Source organism: Streptomyces sp. NBC_00984 (genome assembly GCF_045162475.1).
Taxonomy (GTDB): domain Bacteria; phylum Actinomycetota; class Actinomycetes; order Streptomycetales; family Streptomycetaceae; genus Streptomyces.
This window is the reverse complement of the sequence record NZ_CP108734.1, coordinates 6,253,351-6,269,904: the sequence shown is the minus strand read 5'-3', so window position 1 is coordinate 6,269,904 and position 16,554 is coordinate 6,253,351. Positions and strand designations below refer to the sequence as shown.

Here is a 16,554-nt window from a genome sequence, read left to right as displayed (position 1 = left end):
CCCCGCGTAGAGCGTTCCTCAATCCCTACCGGGTCACACCCCGGACGGGACTTCCGCCCTGGAACCGGCGTCGTCGCCGCCTTCGGCTTCCAGCGCCTTGTTGCGCCGGACCGAGGACCAGAAGGACCAGGCGATCAGCACGACGCCGACGAGACCGGTGATGAGCTCGTTGATCTGGTACTGGATGGTGACGAGCAGGATCACGGCCAGCGCGCCGATGGCGTAGTGGGCGCCGTGCTCCAGGTAGACGTAGTCGTCGAGCGTGCCCTGGCGGACCAGGTAGACCGTGAGCGAACGGACGTACATGGCGCCGATACCGAGGCCGAGGGCCATCAGCACGATGTTGTTGGTGATGGCGAAGGCACCGATGACACCGTCGAACGAGAAGGACGCGTCGAGCACTTCCAGGTAGAGGAACATGAAGAACGCGGCCTTGCCGGAGAGCACGATCGCGGAGACCTTCTTGCCGCTCTTCTTGGCCTCCTCCTCGACCTCGTGCTCGCGCTCTTCCTCCTCCTCCAGCTTGTTCTCGAAGAAGCCGGAGAGGCCGCCGACGATGAGGTACGTGATCAGACCGGCGACACCGGCGAGCAGGACCGTCTCCGCCTTGTCCGCGTGACCGCCACCGTGCTGGTGCGCGCTGGTCGCGAAGGTCATGGCCGAGATCAGCAGCACGATCAGCGCGATGCAGACCGACAGCATGTCGACCTTGCCGAGCTTGGCGAGCGGACGCTCGATCCAGCGCAGCCACTGGATGTCACGGTCCTCGAAAATGAAGTCGAGGAAGATCATCAGCAGGAACATGCCACCGAAGGCGGCAATCGCCGGGTGGGCGTCCGTGACCAGTTCCTGGTAGCGGTCGGGCTGGTTGAACGAAAGGTCGACCGCTTCGATCGGACCCAGCTTGGCGGTGATGGCCACGATCACGACGGGGAACACCAGCCGCATACCGAAGACCGCGATGAGCACGCCGACCGTGAGGAAGATCTTCTGCCAGAAGGCATTCATCTTCTTCAGGATTCCGGCGTTGACCACCGCATTGTCGAAGGACAGCGAGATCTCCAGGACGGAAAGAATCGCAACGACCCCGAAGGCTTCCCACCCCCCGTAGATCACAGCTGCGACCAGGCCGAGCGCGGTAATCGCGAACGACCAGCCGAAGGTTTTCAGAAGCACTGGCTACCCCATCGTGTATGTAACGGGTCTCCCCCGAGGTGTACGGGGCTCCCCCGCGCCGTGCGCGGCTTTACGAAACGTTGACCCCGAAGTCTAGAGCGATGCCGCGCAGGCCGGACGCGTACCCCTGTCCCACTGCACGGAACTTCCACTCGCCGTTGTACCGATAGAGCTCGCCGAAGATCATTGCGGTTTCCGTCGAGGCGTCCTCGCTGAGGTCGTAACGCGCGAGTTCCTGACCGTCCGCCTGGTTGACCACGCGGATGAATGCATTGCTGACCTGGCCGAAGGTCTGACCCCTGTTGTCGGCGTCATGGATGGAGACCGGAAAAACGATCTTGTCGCAGTGCGCCGGCACCTGGGTGAGGTTCACGATGACCGATTCGTCGTCGCCCTCGCCCTCGCCCGTGAGGTTGTCGCCGGTGTGCTCCACGGAGCCGTCGGGGCTCGTGAGGTTGTTGTAGAACACGAACCATTCGTCGCCGAGCACCCGGCCCGACTGGCACAGCAGCGCGCTGGCGTCGAGGTCGAAGTCGGCGCCCGTGGTGGATCGTGCGTCCCAGCCGAGACCGACCAGCACCTGGGTGAGGTTGGGTGCGGCCTTGGAGAGGGAGACATTGCCTCCCTTGGCGAGCGTGACGCCCATGGTGTGTGTCCTCCCCGAGTCGATGAACCGTCTGCCGGGCCCGTTGGGCCGTGGAGCCCCCGGGCCGCCTGTCGAGCGCGTCCGGCGCCGCACAAGGGTGCGACGCCGGACGAGGTGCGTGGTGGCGTGAACCGGGCCGCGCCTCAGCGGCCCGGCCCGGTCGCGCCTTCTCAGAGCCTGTCGGGTGACCTCAGACGTTGACGCCGAAGTCCTGCGCGATGCCGCGCAGACCCGAGGCGTACCCCTGACCGATGGCACGGAACTTCCACTCCGCCCCGTTGCGGTACAGCTCGCCGAAGACCATGGCGGTCTCCGTCGAGGCGTCCTCGCTCAGGTCGTAGCGGGCCAGCTCGCTGTTGTCGGCCTGGTTGACCACGCGGATGTACGCGTTGCGCACCTGGCCGAAGCTCTGCTGCCGGGTCTCGGCCTCGTAGATCGAGACCGGGAAGACGATCTTGTCGACATCGGCCGGGACGCCGGCCAGGTTCACCTTGATGACCTCGTCGTCGCCCTCGCCCTCACCGGTGAGGTTGTCACCGGTGTGCTCGACGGAGCCGTCGGGGCTCTTCAGGTTGTTGAAGAAGACGAAGTTTCCGTCGCTGCCGACCTTGCCCTCTGCATTCGTCAGCAGGGCGCTGGCGTCGAGGTCGAAGTCACCACCGGTGGTGGTCCGAGCGTCCCAGCCGAGACCGACGACGACCGCGGTCAGGTTGGGCGCGGCCTTGGTCAGCGAGACGTTGCCGCCCTTGCTGAGGCTGACTCCCACGAGTCCTCCCATTGGTTTCCTTGGGGGCCGGCTGGCGCCGGCGCCTCCACGTTGCGTTGGCATCCGATCAACGACTGGATCCTAGTGACCGGTTCCCGGCGAAGCAGGCTTTTCGCCGGGTCTCCGGCGGATCAGCCGGTGCCGGTTCAGAGCGCGCCGAGCGCCTTGATGTAGTCGTTGAGGTCGCGTGCGTCGGGCAGACCGTTGACGACGGTCCAGCGCACCACGCCCTCCTTGTCGATGACGAAGGTGCCGCGCACCGCGCAGCCCTTCTCCTCGTCGAAGACGCCGTAGGCCCGCGAGGTCTCGCCGTGCGGCCAGAAGTCCGAGACCAGCGGGTACTCCAGGCCCTCCTGCTCGGCGAAGACGCGCAGGGTGTGGATGGAGTCGTTGGAGACGGCGAGCAGCTGGGTGTCGTCGTTCTCGAACTTCGGCAGCTCGTCGCGGAGCGCGCAGAGCTCACCCGTGCAGACGCCCGTGAAGGCGAACGGGTAGAACAGCAGCACGACGTTCTTCTCGCCGCGGAAGTCGGAGAGCTTCACGGTCCGGCCGTGGTTGTCCTTCAGCTCGAAATCCGGGGCCTTGGTACCGACCTCGATCGCCATGAAAAGCGTCCCTTCGCTACGACGTTCACCGGGCTGGGCCGTCCGGGTGGCTCCCACCCTACGCAGAGCCCGCAGCGGGCCACGCAGCGCCCGCACGGGCGCAGCCCGGCGCTCCCCGGTGCTTCCCCCGCGCTCCCCGGCCGCCCGGCGGCTGCGCGAAGGCCCTCGACGGCAGCAGGCACTCGACGGCAGTACGAAGGCCCCCGGCGGCTCGGTGCCGTCGGGGGCCTTCAGGGCGAATGCGTGCCGAGGGTGGTTCAGCGCTTGGCTTTGGCCGCCTTCGGCGTGACCAGACGGCTGCCCGTCCAGTCCTTGCCCGCGTTGATGCTCTTGGTCTGGGAGAGACCGGCCGTCTGAGCGGCCTCGTTGATGTCGCTCGGTTCGACGTACCCATCACGGCCGGTCTTCGGCGTCATCAGCCAGACCGCGCCGCCGTCCTCGATCAGACCAATGGCATCCACCAGCGCGTCCGTAAGGTCGCCGTCCTCGTCGCGGAACCACAGCAGGACGACGTCTGCGACGTCGTCGTAGTCCTCATCGACGAGATCCTGGCCGGTAGTGGCCTCAATGCCCTCACGGAGCTCCTGCTCGACGTCGTCGTCGTAGCCGATCTCCTGGACCACCTGTCCGGGCTCGAACCCCAGGCGTGCTGCCGGGTTGGTCCGCTCCTCCGCGTGGTCCGCGGTCGCGCTCACGGGTTGCCTCCTGATCATGTTTCGGAAAATGCTTCAGCCACGCGCGTGCGCGGGGCGTTGGCCGTAGTCCACACGGGAGCGGCGGATCGCGCAAGTACCCAGCGTGCGAGACCGCCTAAACGGTGACGTTCCCTGCCACGTCGCCGCACTGTCGGCAGGCCCCCTGCGGGGGCCCGGCGCTTCCGTCCACACCCTTTACGTCCTTCCACAGCTTATGCCGTTTCGGTCCGCCATTCGGAGTCGAACATCCTTTGGGAACGCTTGGACGGGTTGGGCGTATGGTTGCGGTTTGGCCCGGACCATCCCCGCGCACCGGACGCGATGTCTCACAACACGGCGGTTACCCCTCGGTAGAGATGACGTTTGCGCCCTCGCGGTACACGATGGTGATGGCGTACTTGCATACATCCCGGGGGCATGTTCTCCCTCGATCAGGCCCCGTAGAGCACCACCGAACAGCGAAGGAACAGCGTGGCTTCCGGATCCGATCGCAACCCGATCATCATTGGCGGCCTGCCGAGCCAGGTCCCGGACTTCGATCCCGAAGAGACCCAGGAATGGCTCGACTCGCTCGACGCCGCGGTCGACGAGCGAGGTCGTGAGCGGGCCCGTTATCTGATGCTCCGGCTCATCGAGCGCGCGCGCGAGAAGCGTGTCGCCGTGCCGGAGATGCGCAGTACGGACTACGTGAACACGATCGCCACGAAGGACGAGCCGTTCTTCCCCGGCGACGAGGAGATCGAGCGCAAGGTCCTCAACGCGACCCGCTGGAACGCAGCCGTGATGGTGTCGCGCGCCCAGCGTCCGGGCATCGGTGTCGGCGGCCACATCGCCACCTTCGCCTCCTCGGCCTCGCTGTACGACGTGGGCTTCAACCACTTCTTCCGCGGCAAGGACGACGGTCTGGGCGGCGACCAGATCTTCTTCCAGGGGCACGCCTCCCCCGGTATCTACGCCCGCGCGTTCCTCCTCGACCGGCTGAGCGAGGCGCAGCTCGACGCCTTCCGCCAGGAGAAGTCGAAGGCACCCAACGGCCTGTCCAGCTACCCGCACCCGCGGCTGATGCCGGACTTCTGGGAGTTCCCGACCGTCTCGATGGGCCTCGGCCCGCTCGGCGCGATCTACCAGGCCCGGATGAACCGCTACATGGAGGCGCGCGGCATCGCCGACACCTCCAAGTCCCATGTCTGGGCGTACCTGGGCGACGGCGAGATGGACGAGCCCGAGTCGCTCGGCCAGCTCTCCATCGCCGCCCGTGAGGGCCTGGACAACCTCACCTTCGTGGTCAACTGCAACCTCCAGCGGCTCGACGGCCCGGTGCGCGGCAACGGCAAGATCATCCAGGAGCTGGAGTCGCAGTTCCGCGGCGCCGGATGGAACGTCATCAAGCTGGTCTGGGACCGCTCCTGGGACCCGCTGCTCGCGCAGGACCGCACGGGCATCCTGGTCAACAAGCTGAACACCACGCCGGACGGCCAGTTCCAGACGTACGCCACCGAGTCGGGCGCGTACATCCGTGACCACTTCTTCGGGGACGACCCGCGGCTGCGCGACATGGTCAAGGACATGACCGACGACCAGATCCTGCACCTGGGCCGCGGCGGTCACGACCACAAGAAGGTCTACGCGGCCTACGCGGCGGCCAAGGCCCACAAGGGCCAGCCGACGGTGATCCTGGCGCAGACGGTCAAGGGCTGGACCCTGGGGCCGAACTTCGAGGGCCGCAACGCGACCCACCAGATGAAGAAGCTCACGGTCGAGGACCTCAAGCGGTTCCGTGACCGACTGCACATCCCGATCACGGACAAGCAGCTGGACGAGGGCTACCCGCCCTACTACCACCCGGGCCGCGACTCGGAGGAGATCCAGTACATGCACGACCGCCGCAAGGGCCTGGGCGGTTACGTCCCGACCCGTGTGGTGCGTGCGAAGCCGCTGGTCCTCCCCGAGGACAAGACGTACGCGACCGCGAAGAAGGGTTCCGGTCAGCAGTCGATCGCCACCACCATGGCGTTCGTCCGCATTCTGAAGGACCTCATGCGGGACAAGGAGATCGGCAAGCGTTTCGTGCTGATCGCGCCCGACGAGTACCGCACCTTCGGTATGGACGCCTTCTTCCCGAGCGCGAAGATCTACAACCCGCTGGGCCAGCAGTACGAGGCGGTGGACCGCGATCTGCTGCTCGCGTACAAGGAGTCGCCGACCGGTCAGATGCTGCACGACGGCATCTCGGAGGCCGGCTGCACGGCGTCCCTGATCGCCGCCGGTTCGGCGTACGCCACGCACGGCGAGCCGCTGATCCCGGTGTACGTCTTCTACTCGATGTTCGGTTTCCAGCGCACCGGTGACCAGTTCTGGCAGATGGCCGACCAGCTCGCGCGCGGCTTCGTGCTGGGCGCGACCGCCGGCCGTACGACGCTGACCGGTGAGGGTCTCCAGCACGCGGACGGCCACTCGCAGCTGCTCGCCTCGACCAACCCGGGCTGTGTCGCGTACGACCCGGCGTTCGGCTACGAGATCGCGCACATCGTCAAGGACGGTCTGCGCCGGATGTACGGCGGGACCCCCGACGAGAACGAGGACGTCTTCTACTACCTCACGGTCTACAACGAGCCGATCCAGCACCCGGCCGAGCCCGAGAACGTGGACGTCGAGGGCATCCTCAAGGGTGTCTACCGCTTCAAGGCCGCCGAGCGGGGCGAGATCCCGGCCCAGATCATGGCGTCCGGTGTGGCGGTCCCGTGGGCGGTCGAGGCGCAGCGGATCCTCGCCGACGAGTGGAACGTCCGGGCGGACGTCTGGTCGGCGACCTCCTGGAACGAGCTGCGCCGCGAGGCCGTGGACGTGGAGCGGTACAACCTGCTGCACCCGGAGGAGGAGCAGCGCGTCCCGTACGTGACGCGGAAGCTCTCCGGCTCCGAGGGTCCGTTCGTGGCGGTCTCGGACTGGATGCGTTCGGTGCCGGACCAGATCGCGCGCTGGGTTCCCGGTGCGTACCAGTCGCTGGGTGCGGACGGCTTCGGCTTCGCCGACACCCGTGGCGCGGCCCGCCGGTTCTTCCACATCGACGCGCAGTCGATCGTCCTCGCGGTGCTCACCGAGCTCGCGAAGGAGAATCGGGTCGACCGTTCGCTGCTGAAGCAGGCCATCGACCGGTACGAGCTGCTGGATGTCACGGCGGCCGCCCCGGGCGCGGCCGGCGGCGACGCGTAGGCGCTACGGACGACGCACGCAGGGCGGCGGGACCGAGCGGTCCCGCCGCCCTGCGGCGTCAGCGGCCGGTTCTCCGCCCTGCGGTCAGTTCTCCCAGATCTTGAAGGCCCTGACCTGGTACGGGGACCGGGGCACCCAGGTACCGCCGCCCGGGTAGGTCTCGAACTCACCGGTCTCGGCGCATTCCGCCGACTGGTACGTGGTGACGGGGCGGCCGGTGCGATTGGCGAGCGCCTGGACCTTGCTGCCCTTCGGCAGCGGGATACAGCTCTCGATGTCGGTCGTGGACAGCTCATGGGTCCGGCGGGTGCCGGTGAAGTCCGGCGCGTCCCAGAGGCAGAGCTGGCCGGCGGCACAGGACCCGAGCCCGACGGCCGCGGAGTGGGCCGCGGTCTGCGGGATCAGCGCGGTGGCGGCCAGGGAAGCGGCGGCCAGGGTGGTGGCAAGAACGGTCGTTGTACGCATGGAAGTCGTCCCCCGTGGTGGTGCGAATCAGTTGCATGCACCCTGACCTGCGGAGCAAGGCCCGGGGAAGGGGCCGCGGGCCACACCACCCTGATAGGCGACAGCCCCGCCGGAAGGGTCCGGCGGGGCTGTTGTACGCACTGTGTTGACGCGCGGGCACGGAGCCCGGGGCGCCGTCGCGGCGACCGGTCAGATGTGACCGGCGCCCGCACCCGCCTCGGCGTTCGCACCGCGCTTGGTGAGCGTGGCGACCAGCGCGGCGACCACCGCGACGATGCCGGCGACCATGAACGCCGTGTTCATCCCTGACACGAAGGTGTCATGGGCGACGCCCGCGATCTTCCCCGCGATCTCCGGCGGAACGTTCCCGTCGACCGGCGGGATGCCGACCTCGACGGCCGAGGACGCCTGGTCCAGCTGCTGCGGGCTGAGCGGCGGGAGCTCCGCCGCCTTCCAGTTGTCGGCCAGCTTGGAGTCGACCTGGGACGCCATGACGGCGCCGAGCACCGCCGTACCGAGGCTGCCGCCGACCTGCATGGCGGCCTGCTGGAGACCACCCGCGACGCCGGAGAGCTCCATGGGGGCGTTGCCGACGATGACCTCGGTGGCGCCGACCATCACCGGGGCGAGGCCGAGGCCGAGCAGACCGAACCAGATCGACATGGTCAGGGTGCCGGTGCCGATGTCCAGCTGGGACATGCCGAACATGGCGACCGCCGTGCACACCATGCCGCCGACCAGCGGAACCCGCGGGCCGAACTTGGTGATCATGGCGCCGGCGAGCGGCGAGGCGACGATCATCATGCCGGTCAGCGGCAGCAGGTGCAGACCGCTGTCGACGGGGCTCAGACCGTGCACGTTCTGGAGGTAGAAGGTGACGAAGAACAGCCCGCCCATGAACGCGAAGGCCATCAGCACCATCAGGACCGCGCCCGCGGACAACGGCACGGACCGGAACATCGCGAGCGGGATCAGCGGTTCCCGGACGTTCTTCTGGGAGAGGGCGAAGACCACGAACAGCGCCACGGCGGCGCCCAGGAAGCCGAGCGTCTTGTAGTCGCCCCAGCCCCATTCGGATCCCTTGATGAGCGCCCAGATCAGGCAGAACATCGCCTGCGACAGCAGCACGATGCCGCCGATGTCGAAGGAGCGCGGCGCGTTCTCGGCGCGGTGGTCCTTGAGGATCACCAGGCCCAGCACCAGCGCGATCACACCGACCGGCACATTGATGAAGAAGACGGACTGCCAGCTGACGTGCTCGACGAGCACGCCGCCGAGGATCGGGCCACCCGCGGTCGAGGCGCCGATCACCATGCCCCAGATGCCGATCGCCATGTTCAGCTTCTCGGCCGGGAAGGTGGCGCGCAGCAGGCCGAGCGCGGCGGGCATCAGCAGGGCGCCGAAGAGGCCCTGGAGCACCCGGAACACGATCACCAGGGCGACGCTGTCGGACAGGCCGATCGCCCCGGATGCCGCGGCGAAGCCCACGACGCCTATCAGGAAGGTCTGGCGGTGACCGAACCGGTCACCGAGTTTGCCCGCGGTGATCAGGGAGACCGCCAGGGCGAGCATGTAGCCGTTGGTGATCCACTGGACGTCTGCGAGCGAGGCGTGCAGGTCCTGCTGGATGGCGGGGTTGGCGATCGCGACGATCGTGCCGTCGAGCGCGACCATCATCACGCCGATGGCCACGGAGAAGAGCGTCAGCCAGGGGTGGCCGCGCAGCCCCTTGGCAGGTGCGGGAGCGGCGGTTTCCTGCGGCTCCCGCGACGCCTTGTCGACGGTGGTCTGACTAGTCATACTCGGGAGATTAATGTCAGTCTCTGACAGTTGACAAACCATTTCACAAGTCGGTAACTGTCACGTAGCTCACAGGTACGCTGAGCTGGAAAAAGCAGGAGAAAGAAGGCCGGTTAAGTGACCGATGGGCAGCGGGCCGCGCATCCGACCGGACTGCGCGAACGGAAGAAGCGACGCACCCGGGACGCCCTGCTGCACGCCGCCCTCGATCTTTTCACCACCCAGGGGTACGACGAGACCACCGTCGACGAGATCGTCGACGCGGTCGAGGTCTCCCAGCGCACCTTCTTCCGCTACTTCGCTTCCAAGGAGGAGGCCGCCTTCGCCATCCAGGAGATGGTCGAGTCGCACTTCCTCTCGGAGCTGCGCCGGCGTCCCGCCGCGGAGGCCCCGTTCGAGGCGATGCGCAGCGCGGCCCTCTGCGCCTGGAGCAGCATCGGCGAGGCGATCGAGGAGATCGTCACGGTCGAACTCCACATGCGTACGTACCGGATGATCGAATCGACGCCCTCGCTGCTCGCCGCCCACCTGCGACGGTGCAGCGACCTGGAGAACCAGGTCGCGCTGCTGATCGCCGCGCGCGAGGGGCTCGACGTGGACGAGGACCCGCGGCCGAGGGTCGCCGTGGCCGCGTTCTGCGGAGTGATGCGGGTGAGCGGTCAGCTCTGGGGGCGGGGCCGGGACGCCGATGTGGATTCGCTGCGCGCCCTGACCGAGGCGTACCTGGACCAGCTCGGACCGGCGCTGGCCGGAAACTGGCGGGCGGACGCCGATTCGGCGTGACGACGGGCCCGGTGTGACGACGGGCCCGGTGTGACGACAGACCCGTCCGATCGTGACGACAGCCCCCGTCCGATGTGCCGCATGCCTCACCGCCGCGGCGTGACCGACTTCACAACAGCCGCGCCCCGGTGGCCACATGTGACGTCCCGGAGGCGTTCCGCGCGCCTGAGCGTGCGTGTGACAACCACACAGCGTGAAAAGCACGCGCTCGAATTCCCCGCAGCCGAGTGATGTGCGTCACCCTCTTCACGGCTGCCGTCGCGCGTCTCCTAATGTGGGCCGGAGTGACTTCCTTCGACTCCTCCCCCACGCTCACCGCTTGGCGCGCGCTGCTCGCCGTCGCGGTCGTGTTCGTGATGCTGGCGACCACTGGCTGGACCGCCGTACGTCATCAACACTCCGACGAGCCACGCACCGTCGCACTCGCCGCCTGGGCGCGGGGCCGGGTGGCGGGTCATGCGCTGCCGGACGCCGACGCGCCGTCGTACCGGCTGGCCCGTTTCTTCGCCGCGCTCACGGCCGCGCAGCGCGCCGGACTGGCCGACAAGTACCCCTTGGTCGTGGGCAATTTGAACGGCGCCCCGGTCACCCTGCGCTACCGCGCCAATCGGCGGGCCGTGGTGCAGGCGCGGCAGGTCGAGCGGCGGCGCATGCACGATGTGCGGCTCTCCCCCGACGGCCGCGCCGAGGCGGTCCGCCGGATGAACCGCTTCGACTCGATGCTCGACCGCGGTCGCCACTTCCTCGCCTTCGACCCGTCCGGGAAGGGCCGCGCCGCGGAGGTGTTCGGCAGTCTCGACCGGGCCGACCGGATCTCCGTGATCGTCCCCGGCGTCGACACCAATCTGCTGACGCTGGAGCGGCCCGCGCCCAAGGTGAACGCCGCCCCGGTCGGCATGGCGAAGTCGCTGTACGCGGCGGAGCGCGCCGCCCGCCCCGGCACCCGTACCGCCGTCATCGCCTGGGCCGACTACACCACGCCCGCCGGTATCGGCATGGACGCGGCCCTGGGCAACCTCGCCGAGCGCGGGGCGGTGCGGCTGAACGCGCTGGTGGGCGCGCTGCCCGGGGACGCCCCGGTCTCGCTGTTCTGCCACAGCTACGGCTCGGTGCTGTGCGGGGTCGCCGCACATGAACTGCCCTCCAGGGTCGGCGACATCGCGGTGGCCGGCAGCCCCGGCATGCGGGTGGAGAGCGCCGCGCAGTTGCACACCGGAGCCAGGGTGTGGGCGATGCGGGACCGCGACGACTGGATCCAGGACGTACCGAACCTGGAGCTCGGCGGCCTGGGCCACGGGGCCGACCCGGTCGACCCGGGCTTCGGCGCGCGCATCGTCTCGGCGGGCGACGCGGTCGGGCACAGCGGCTATTTCGAGCCGGGTACCAAAAGCCTCGGCAACTTCGCCGCCATCGGCGTGGGCGCCTACGAATCGGTGAGCTGCGCGGTCTCCGACAGCGGCTGCCGCGAACGAATCACCGGAAGCCAGGGCATCTGACGGGCGCAGGGGCCCTGGCGGACCATCGACCACAGCCTGCTCCGAGGGGGGACGTGCGAGGCAAGTGCCGCATACGATGAGGCACATGGGTGATGTGCTGGCCGGAATTCATGCCACCTGGGAGTTCGACACCGACTCCGTGCTCATCCGCTTCGAACGGGGAATCCGCACACCGAAGCTCTTCCAGAGCCTTCGTGAACGACGCGTCCCGCACGCGGCGCTGTCGTCGGTGACGCTGACCCCGGGCAAGCGGGGCACGGTGGTCCTGCGTGCCGTGCCGAGACGGGGCGCCGACCCGTTGGTCGAGGCCGCGGCGGGGCAGCTGAAGGACGGCTGCGATCCGTACCGGCTGGTGCTCCCCGCCGAGCGCGAGACGCTGGCCGAGTACTACGCGGACGAACTGCGTGCCCGGCTGGGCCCCGACGCGGCGGAGCCCGCCGAACGGTTCCTGGTCGCGGCGCCCGAGGCGCCGATGCAGTTCAAGGCGTACGACGGCCGGGCCGGCTTCGACGGGCACCGGGTCTCCTTCCGCTGGTTCTGGACGGGCGCCTCCACGGCGAAGTGGAAGGCCGGCGACCAGACGTTTCCGGTGACGGAGCTGAGCGGTGTCGAGTGGCGCTCGCCGGAGGCGTTCGAGGGCTATCTGCGGCTGGTGCCCAGGGGCCTGGAGAACGCGGTCCCGGGACCGGGCACGGGCGCGGACCCCACCCGGAGCAGCGGTGCGGGCATGGCCGCGGATCCGGGCGCGGTGCAGTGCCCGCAGCCGGTGGCGCCCCGCCCCACCCGCGCCGATCAGGACCCGGCCGCGGTGGTCTTCGGTCTCGGCTACGGCCCCGTGCACGAGTCGCTGCCGTTCGCCGCGGTCGTGCTGGAATCGGTGCGCAGGAACCATTCCGTTGCCGCCGTGCCCGCGGCCGTCCTGGCGGGCACGGGACGGCGCGACCCCGCGGACATCGCGGAGCGGATCCGGCACCTCGGGGAGCTGCACCAGGCCGGTCTGGTGACGGACGACGAGTTCAGCGCCAAGAAGGCCCAACTGCTCGCCGAGTTGTAGGGCCTTGCGGCCTGTCGGCCCGATCGGCCGGTAGTACCCCCGTACGAGAGGGGCGGCGGCGAACCGGAACCCGGGTATGACGCCACCGGGCCGGTCCGCTCCCTAGGCTGATGCGGCCATGACCACATCCCCGCCCCGCACCCCGCCCGGGGCGCCGCCGCGCCCGCAGCCCGCCGCCGACGGCCTGGTGAGCGCCGCCCGCCGCAATCTGCGCGAGATCGTCCACGGGCTCTCCCATCCGTCCCATCCCCCGGTCCCGCCGCTCGCGAACGCGTCCAAACGGTGGCGGAGGCTGCTGCCGTACGTGGTCGTCCTCATCCTCGCGGCGATCTTCGTTCCGGTCACGCTCAATGTGCTGACCAACGAATACGGTATGGCCGAGGGACTGGCGGGCCTGCTGACCGTCGCCCAGACCGCGCCGCTGCTGATGCTGGCGCACCGCCCGTTGCAGGCGTGGTGGATCATCTTCCCCGCCGACATCGTGGGGGCGCTGGTACTGCTGCAGTACCCGGACCGGCCGATGGGCATCTGGCCGTGGCCCCCGCCCACGCTGATCTGCTACCTCTTCGTGATGCTGGCGGTGGCCCTGCGCGAGACCCGGCGGACCGTGGTCTCCGTCTGGGCGCTGACCGCCGCGGCGAGCCTGGTCCTGCACCTGACCGCCACTGACCGCAGCATCGCGGGGCTGCTCCCGGTGTTCGGTGCGGTGCCCGTAGTGATCGGTGCGGTGATCCGGGAACGGGGCGACGCACAGCGCCGGCTCGCCGAGCAGGAAACCATCAGCGAGGCCGAGCGGGCGCAGCGCACGCTGCTGGAGGAGCGCACCAGGATCGCCCGTGAGCTGCACGACGTGGTCGCGCACCACATGTCCGTGATCACGGTCCAGGCCGACTCCGCGCCCTACCGGATCAGCGGGCTGCCCGAGCAGGCGCGCGAGGAGTTCGAGGTGATCGCGGCGAGCGCGCGGGAGTCGCTGACGGAGATGCGGCGGCTGCTCGCGGTGCTGCGCAGCGACGGCACGGAGGGCGAGCGGGCACCGCAGCCGGGGCTCGACCGGGTGCAGCAGCTGGTGGAGGCGACAGTGCGGGCGGGGCTGCCGGCCGAGCTGTCGCTCTCCGCTCAATTGCCGGACGTACCGCAGGCGGTGGACCTGTCGGCGTACCGGATCGTGCAGGAGGCACTGGCGAACGTGATCCGGCACGCGCCCGGTGCGCGGACCCGGATATCGATCACGTCCGACGGCGCGCATCTGACCGTCCTGGTGGTCAACGACCGGGCGGAGCAGCCCGATTCGCCGCTGGAGACGACCGGGACCGGGCACGGCCTGGTCGGTATGCGCGAACGCGTACGGTTGACGGGCGGCACGCTGGACACCGGACCGCTGCCCGACGGCGGCTTCCGGGTGGCCGCGCGACTGCCCCTGACCCCTGTTACGCCCACGGCCTCGGAGGACTCTTGACCATCCGCGTGATCATCGTCGACGACCAGGCCATGGTGCGGGCGGGGTTCGCGGCGCTGCTCTCGGCGCAGAGCGACATCGATGTGGTCGGTGAGGCACCGGACGGGCGCCAGGGCATCGACGTCAGCCGGAGCGTCCACCCGGACGTGGTCCTGATGGATGTCCGGATGCCCGAGATGGACGGCCTGGCGGCGGCCCGCGAGCTGCTGCACCCGCCGGTGGGGGTGGTGCACCGGCCGAAGGTCCTGATGCTCACCACGTTCGACGTGGACGACTACGTGTACGAGGCGCTGCGCGCCGGGGCGTCCGGCTTCCTGCTGAAGGACGCGCCGCCGGCCGACCTGATCTCGGCGGTGCGGGTGGTCGCGGCGGGCGAGGCGCTGCTCGCGCCGTCCGTGACGCGCCGCCTGATCGCGGACTTCGCCCGGCAGGGCCCGACCGGGGCCACCCGGAGCGGCCAGTCGCTGCGGCTGAACGGGCTGACTCCGCGCGAGACGGAGGTGCTGGAGCTGATCGCGCGGGGCCTGTCCAACCAGGAGATCGCGGGGAAGCTGGTGCTGGCCGAGCAGACGGTGAAGACGCACATCGGCCGGGTGCTGGCCAAGCTGGACCTGCGGGACCGGGCGCAGGCGGTGATCTTCGCGTACGAGGCGGGGGTGGTGGTGCCGGGCGAGGGGTGATGTCGTTTCTTTTATCCGCCTTCCATCCCCCGGCACCCGTTCCCCACAGCATCTACTTATCGAAGACAAACATGATGTGGTCGTCATCCAGGTACTTGATATCGACCTCGCAGCCTTTCTGTACCTTCGACGAGTAGAAGGCGGAAATGGTGTCCCTGCCTTCCACCTGCTTGACCACGCCGTCCTCGTGCCAGGAAAGCCGGTACGCTATGTTGGCGGATCCGCCGTCATTCGAACTGATGTAACGGACGTCCTCCACCAGGGCCCGAATATCCCGCCCCTTCGACCTGATCTCCTGGTTGCGGTGAAAAAGATAAACGATATAGGCAATGCTGCCCACGACGAGAACAACGGAAATAACGGCAACAAATATCATGGATGCACCCCTCGCATAAGCATCGCCATATCGTAGACCGATGCCCCCGGGGGAGGCGAACCGGCAGGCGATCGGATCCTCTGGTACCCGTCTGCCCGGAGCCCCTACTCCCTACCCCGGTATGACCTGGCACTTGGCCCCCTGGTGTGACGTCCCCGGGCCCGCCCTCTCCCTACCTTCCTCTCCGTCGCGCCGCACGGCGTGCGGGAGCCGGAACAGCCGGGCTCTCCGGCTCAGCCGGCTCAGCCGGAGAGGGAGGACGACGGGATGCGCCGTTACGCAAGGACCCTGGTCGCCGTCGCGCTGGCCACCACCGTGGTGACGGGGACGGCCGGTTGGGCGTCCGAGAACGCCCAGCAGGCCCTCACCGGGCCGCCCCCGGGCACCGCGTCCTGGCGCGCGGACCACGCACTCGGGCGGGAGCTGCCCGATCCCGGGCGGAGCACACCGGCCGAAGTGGCCCGGTTCTTCCGGGGATTGACCGCCGCGCAGCAACAGGCCCTGGTCGTACGCCATCCGCTCGTCGTCGGCAATCTGGACGGCGTCCCCGTCGAGTTGCGCTACCGGGCCAACGCCCTTTCCCTGCGGGCCGGTCACGATCCCCGGTACGCCCACCTCGGAGAGGGCCGGGGGCGACAGATCCTCGCGTTCGACCCGCGTGGACGCGGTCAGGTCGCCGAGGTCTTCGGGGACCTGCGCACCGCGCGTCATGTCGCGGTCGTGGTGCCGGGCTCGGACATCGACGCCGGAACCTTCGACCGTACGAAGGATGTGTACGGCACTCCGGCCGGCATGGCGAAGGCCCTGTACGCCCGCACCGGTCCCGGCAGTGCCGTCATCGCCTGGGCCGGGTACACCACCCCCGTGGGCCTCGGCATCGATGCCGCGACGGGCTCGCTCGCCGAGGCGGGGGCGGACCGGCTGACCCGGTTCACGGACGGCCTCGCGGCCGACGGCATGCCCGCGCCCACCGTGTTCTGCCACAGCTACGGCTCCGTCGCGTGCGGGCTCGCCGCGTCCCGGCTGCGCGCCACGGATCTGGTCGTCCTCGGCTCGCCCGGGATGCGCGCGGACGACGTCGGCGATCTGCGCACCGGCGCCCGGGTCTGGGCCGCGAAGGACGCCACGGACTGGATCGGCAACGTGCCGAACGTCGAGGTGGCGGGGCTGGGCCACGGCCCCGACCCGGCCGCCCCGGAGTTCGGCGCACGCCGCGTCCCGGCCGACGACGCCCGCGGGCACACCGGCTACTTCGCCCCCGGCACGGACTCGCTCCGCGCCTTCGCCGCGATCACCGAGGGGAAAGCGCGGTGAGCCCCGGGGCGGAAAGCTCGGTGAGC

At 69.2% G+C, this 16,554-nt stretch carries 15 protein-coding genes; 7 read left to right on the top strand and 8 right to left on the bottom strand.

Annotation, left to right across the window (positions count from 1 at the left end):
• Positions 1 to 33: 33 nt before the first annotated feature.
• The 5 genes from OG520_RS28015 to OG520_RS27995 form a co-directional block, all read right to left on the bottom strand.
• A complete protein-coding gene (locus OG520_RS28015) occupies positions 34 to 1,176 on the bottom strand; it encodes a DUF475 domain-containing protein (protein WP_406015025.1) in 1,143 nt (380 codons plus the stop codon).
• A 70-nt stretch (positions 1,177 to 1,246) separates the two neighbouring features.
• The gene (locus OG520_RS28010) at positions 1,247 to 1,822 is read right to left on the bottom strand and encodes a TerD family protein (protein ID WP_093542977.1); all 576 of its coding nucleotides are present in this window, start codon (positions 1,820 to 1,822) and stop codon (positions 1,247 to 1,249) included.
• A gap of 190 nt (positions 1,823 to 2,012) precedes the next feature.
• Positions 2,013 to 2,588, bottom strand: a complete 576-nt coding sequence (locus OG520_RS28005) for a TerD family protein (protein WP_037696943.1) — start codon at positions 2,586 to 2,588, stop codon at positions 2,013 to 2,015.
• Positions 2,589 to 2,734: 146 nt separating this feature from the next.
• Positions 2,735 to 3,193, bottom strand: a complete 459-nt coding sequence (locus tag OG520_RS28000) for a peroxiredoxin (RefSeq protein WP_406015024.1) — start codon at positions 3,191 to 3,193, stop codon at positions 2,735 to 2,737.
• A 257-nt stretch (positions 3,194 to 3,450) separates the two neighbouring features.
• Positions 3,451 to 3,888 (bottom strand): DUF3052 domain-containing protein, encoded by a 438-nt coding sequence (locus OG520_RS27995; protein WP_114244351.1) that lies wholly within the window; start codon positions 3,886 to 3,888, stop codon positions 3,451 to 3,453.
• A 471-nt stretch (positions 3,889 to 4,359) separates the two neighbouring features.
• Here OG520_RS27995 and aceE point away from each other — a divergent pair, with 471 nt between their 5' ends.
• Positions 4,360 to 7,101 carry a pyruvate dehydrogenase (acetyl-transferring), homodimeric type gene (aceE, locus tag OG520_RS27990; protein ID WP_399326419.1) on the top strand — a complete coding sequence of 914 codons (2,742 nt, stop codon included), beginning with the start codon at positions 4,360 to 4,362 and terminating at the stop codon, positions 7,099 to 7,101.
• 84 nt (positions 7,102 to 7,185) lie between these two features.
• Here aceE and OG520_RS27985 read toward each other — a convergent pair whose 3' ends face one another.
• Both OG520_RS27985 and OG520_RS27980 read right to left on the bottom strand, forming a co-directional pair.
• Entirely contained in the window at positions 7,186 to 7,566 is a 381-nt protein-coding gene (locus OG520_RS27985) for a peptidase inhibitor family I36 protein (protein ID WP_399326421.1), read from the bottom strand.
• A 189-nt stretch (positions 7,567 to 7,755) separates the two neighbouring features.
• Entirely contained in the window at positions 7,756 to 9,366 is a 1,611-nt protein-coding gene (locus OG520_RS27980; RefSeq protein ID WP_406015023.1) for an MFS transporter, read from the bottom strand.
• Positions 9,367 to 9,483: 117 nt separating this feature from the next.
• On the opposite strand from OG520_RS27980, the gene OG520_RS27975 reads away from it, so the two are divergent.
• The 5 genes from OG520_RS27975 (at position 9,484) to OG520_RS27955 (ending at position 14,838) form a co-directional block, all read left to right on the top strand.
• Positions 9,484 to 10,149: a TetR family transcriptional regulator gene (locus OG520_RS27975; protein WP_406015022.1), complete on the top strand. Its 666-nt coding sequence runs from the start codon at positions 9,484 to 9,486 to the stop codon at positions 10,147 to 10,149.
• A 284-nt stretch (positions 10,150 to 10,433) separates the two neighbouring features.
• Positions 10,434 to 11,645 (top strand): alpha/beta hydrolase, encoded by a 1,212-nt coding sequence (locus OG520_RS27970; RefSeq protein ID WP_406015021.1) that lies wholly within the window; start codon positions 10,434 to 10,436, stop codon positions 11,643 to 11,645.
• A gap of 85 nt (positions 11,646 to 11,730) precedes the next feature.
• On the top strand, positions 11,731 to 12,699 hold the full coding sequence (locus OG520_RS27965) for a DUF4429 domain-containing protein (RefSeq protein WP_406015020.1): 969 nt from the start codon (positions 11,731 to 11,733) through the stop codon (positions 12,697 to 12,699).
• Positions 12,700 to 12,817: 118 nt separating this feature from the next.
• Positions 12,818 to 14,158 carry a sensor histidine kinase gene (locus tag OG520_RS27960; RefSeq protein ID WP_406015019.1) on the top strand — a complete coding sequence of 447 codons (1,341 nt, stop codon included), beginning with the start codon at positions 12,818 to 12,820 and terminating at the stop codon, positions 14,156 to 14,158.
• A complete protein-coding gene (locus tag OG520_RS27955; protein WP_266419621.1) occupies positions 14,155 to 14,838 on the top strand; it encodes a response regulator transcription factor in 684 nt (227 codons plus the stop codon). The genes OG520_RS27960 and OG520_RS27955 overlap by 4 nt, the downstream gene beginning before the upstream one ends.
• Positions 14,839 to 14,890: 52 nt before the next feature.
• Here OG520_RS27955 and OG520_RS27950 read toward each other — a convergent pair whose 3' ends face one another.
• Complete coding sequence (locus OG520_RS27950) at positions 14,891 to 15,214, bottom strand: hypothetical protein (protein WP_266419618.1); 324 nt, start codon at positions 15,212 to 15,214, stop codon at positions 14,891 to 14,893.
• Positions 15,215 to 15,481: 267 nt separating this feature from the next.
• On the opposite strand from OG520_RS27950, the gene OG520_RS27945 reads away from it, so the two are divergent.
• Positions 15,482 to 16,528: an alpha/beta hydrolase gene (locus OG520_RS27945; RefSeq protein WP_406015018.1), complete on the top strand. Its 1,047-nt coding sequence runs from the start codon at positions 15,482 to 15,484 to the stop codon at positions 16,526 to 16,528.
• Positions 16,529 to 16,554 lie beyond the last annotated feature (26 nt).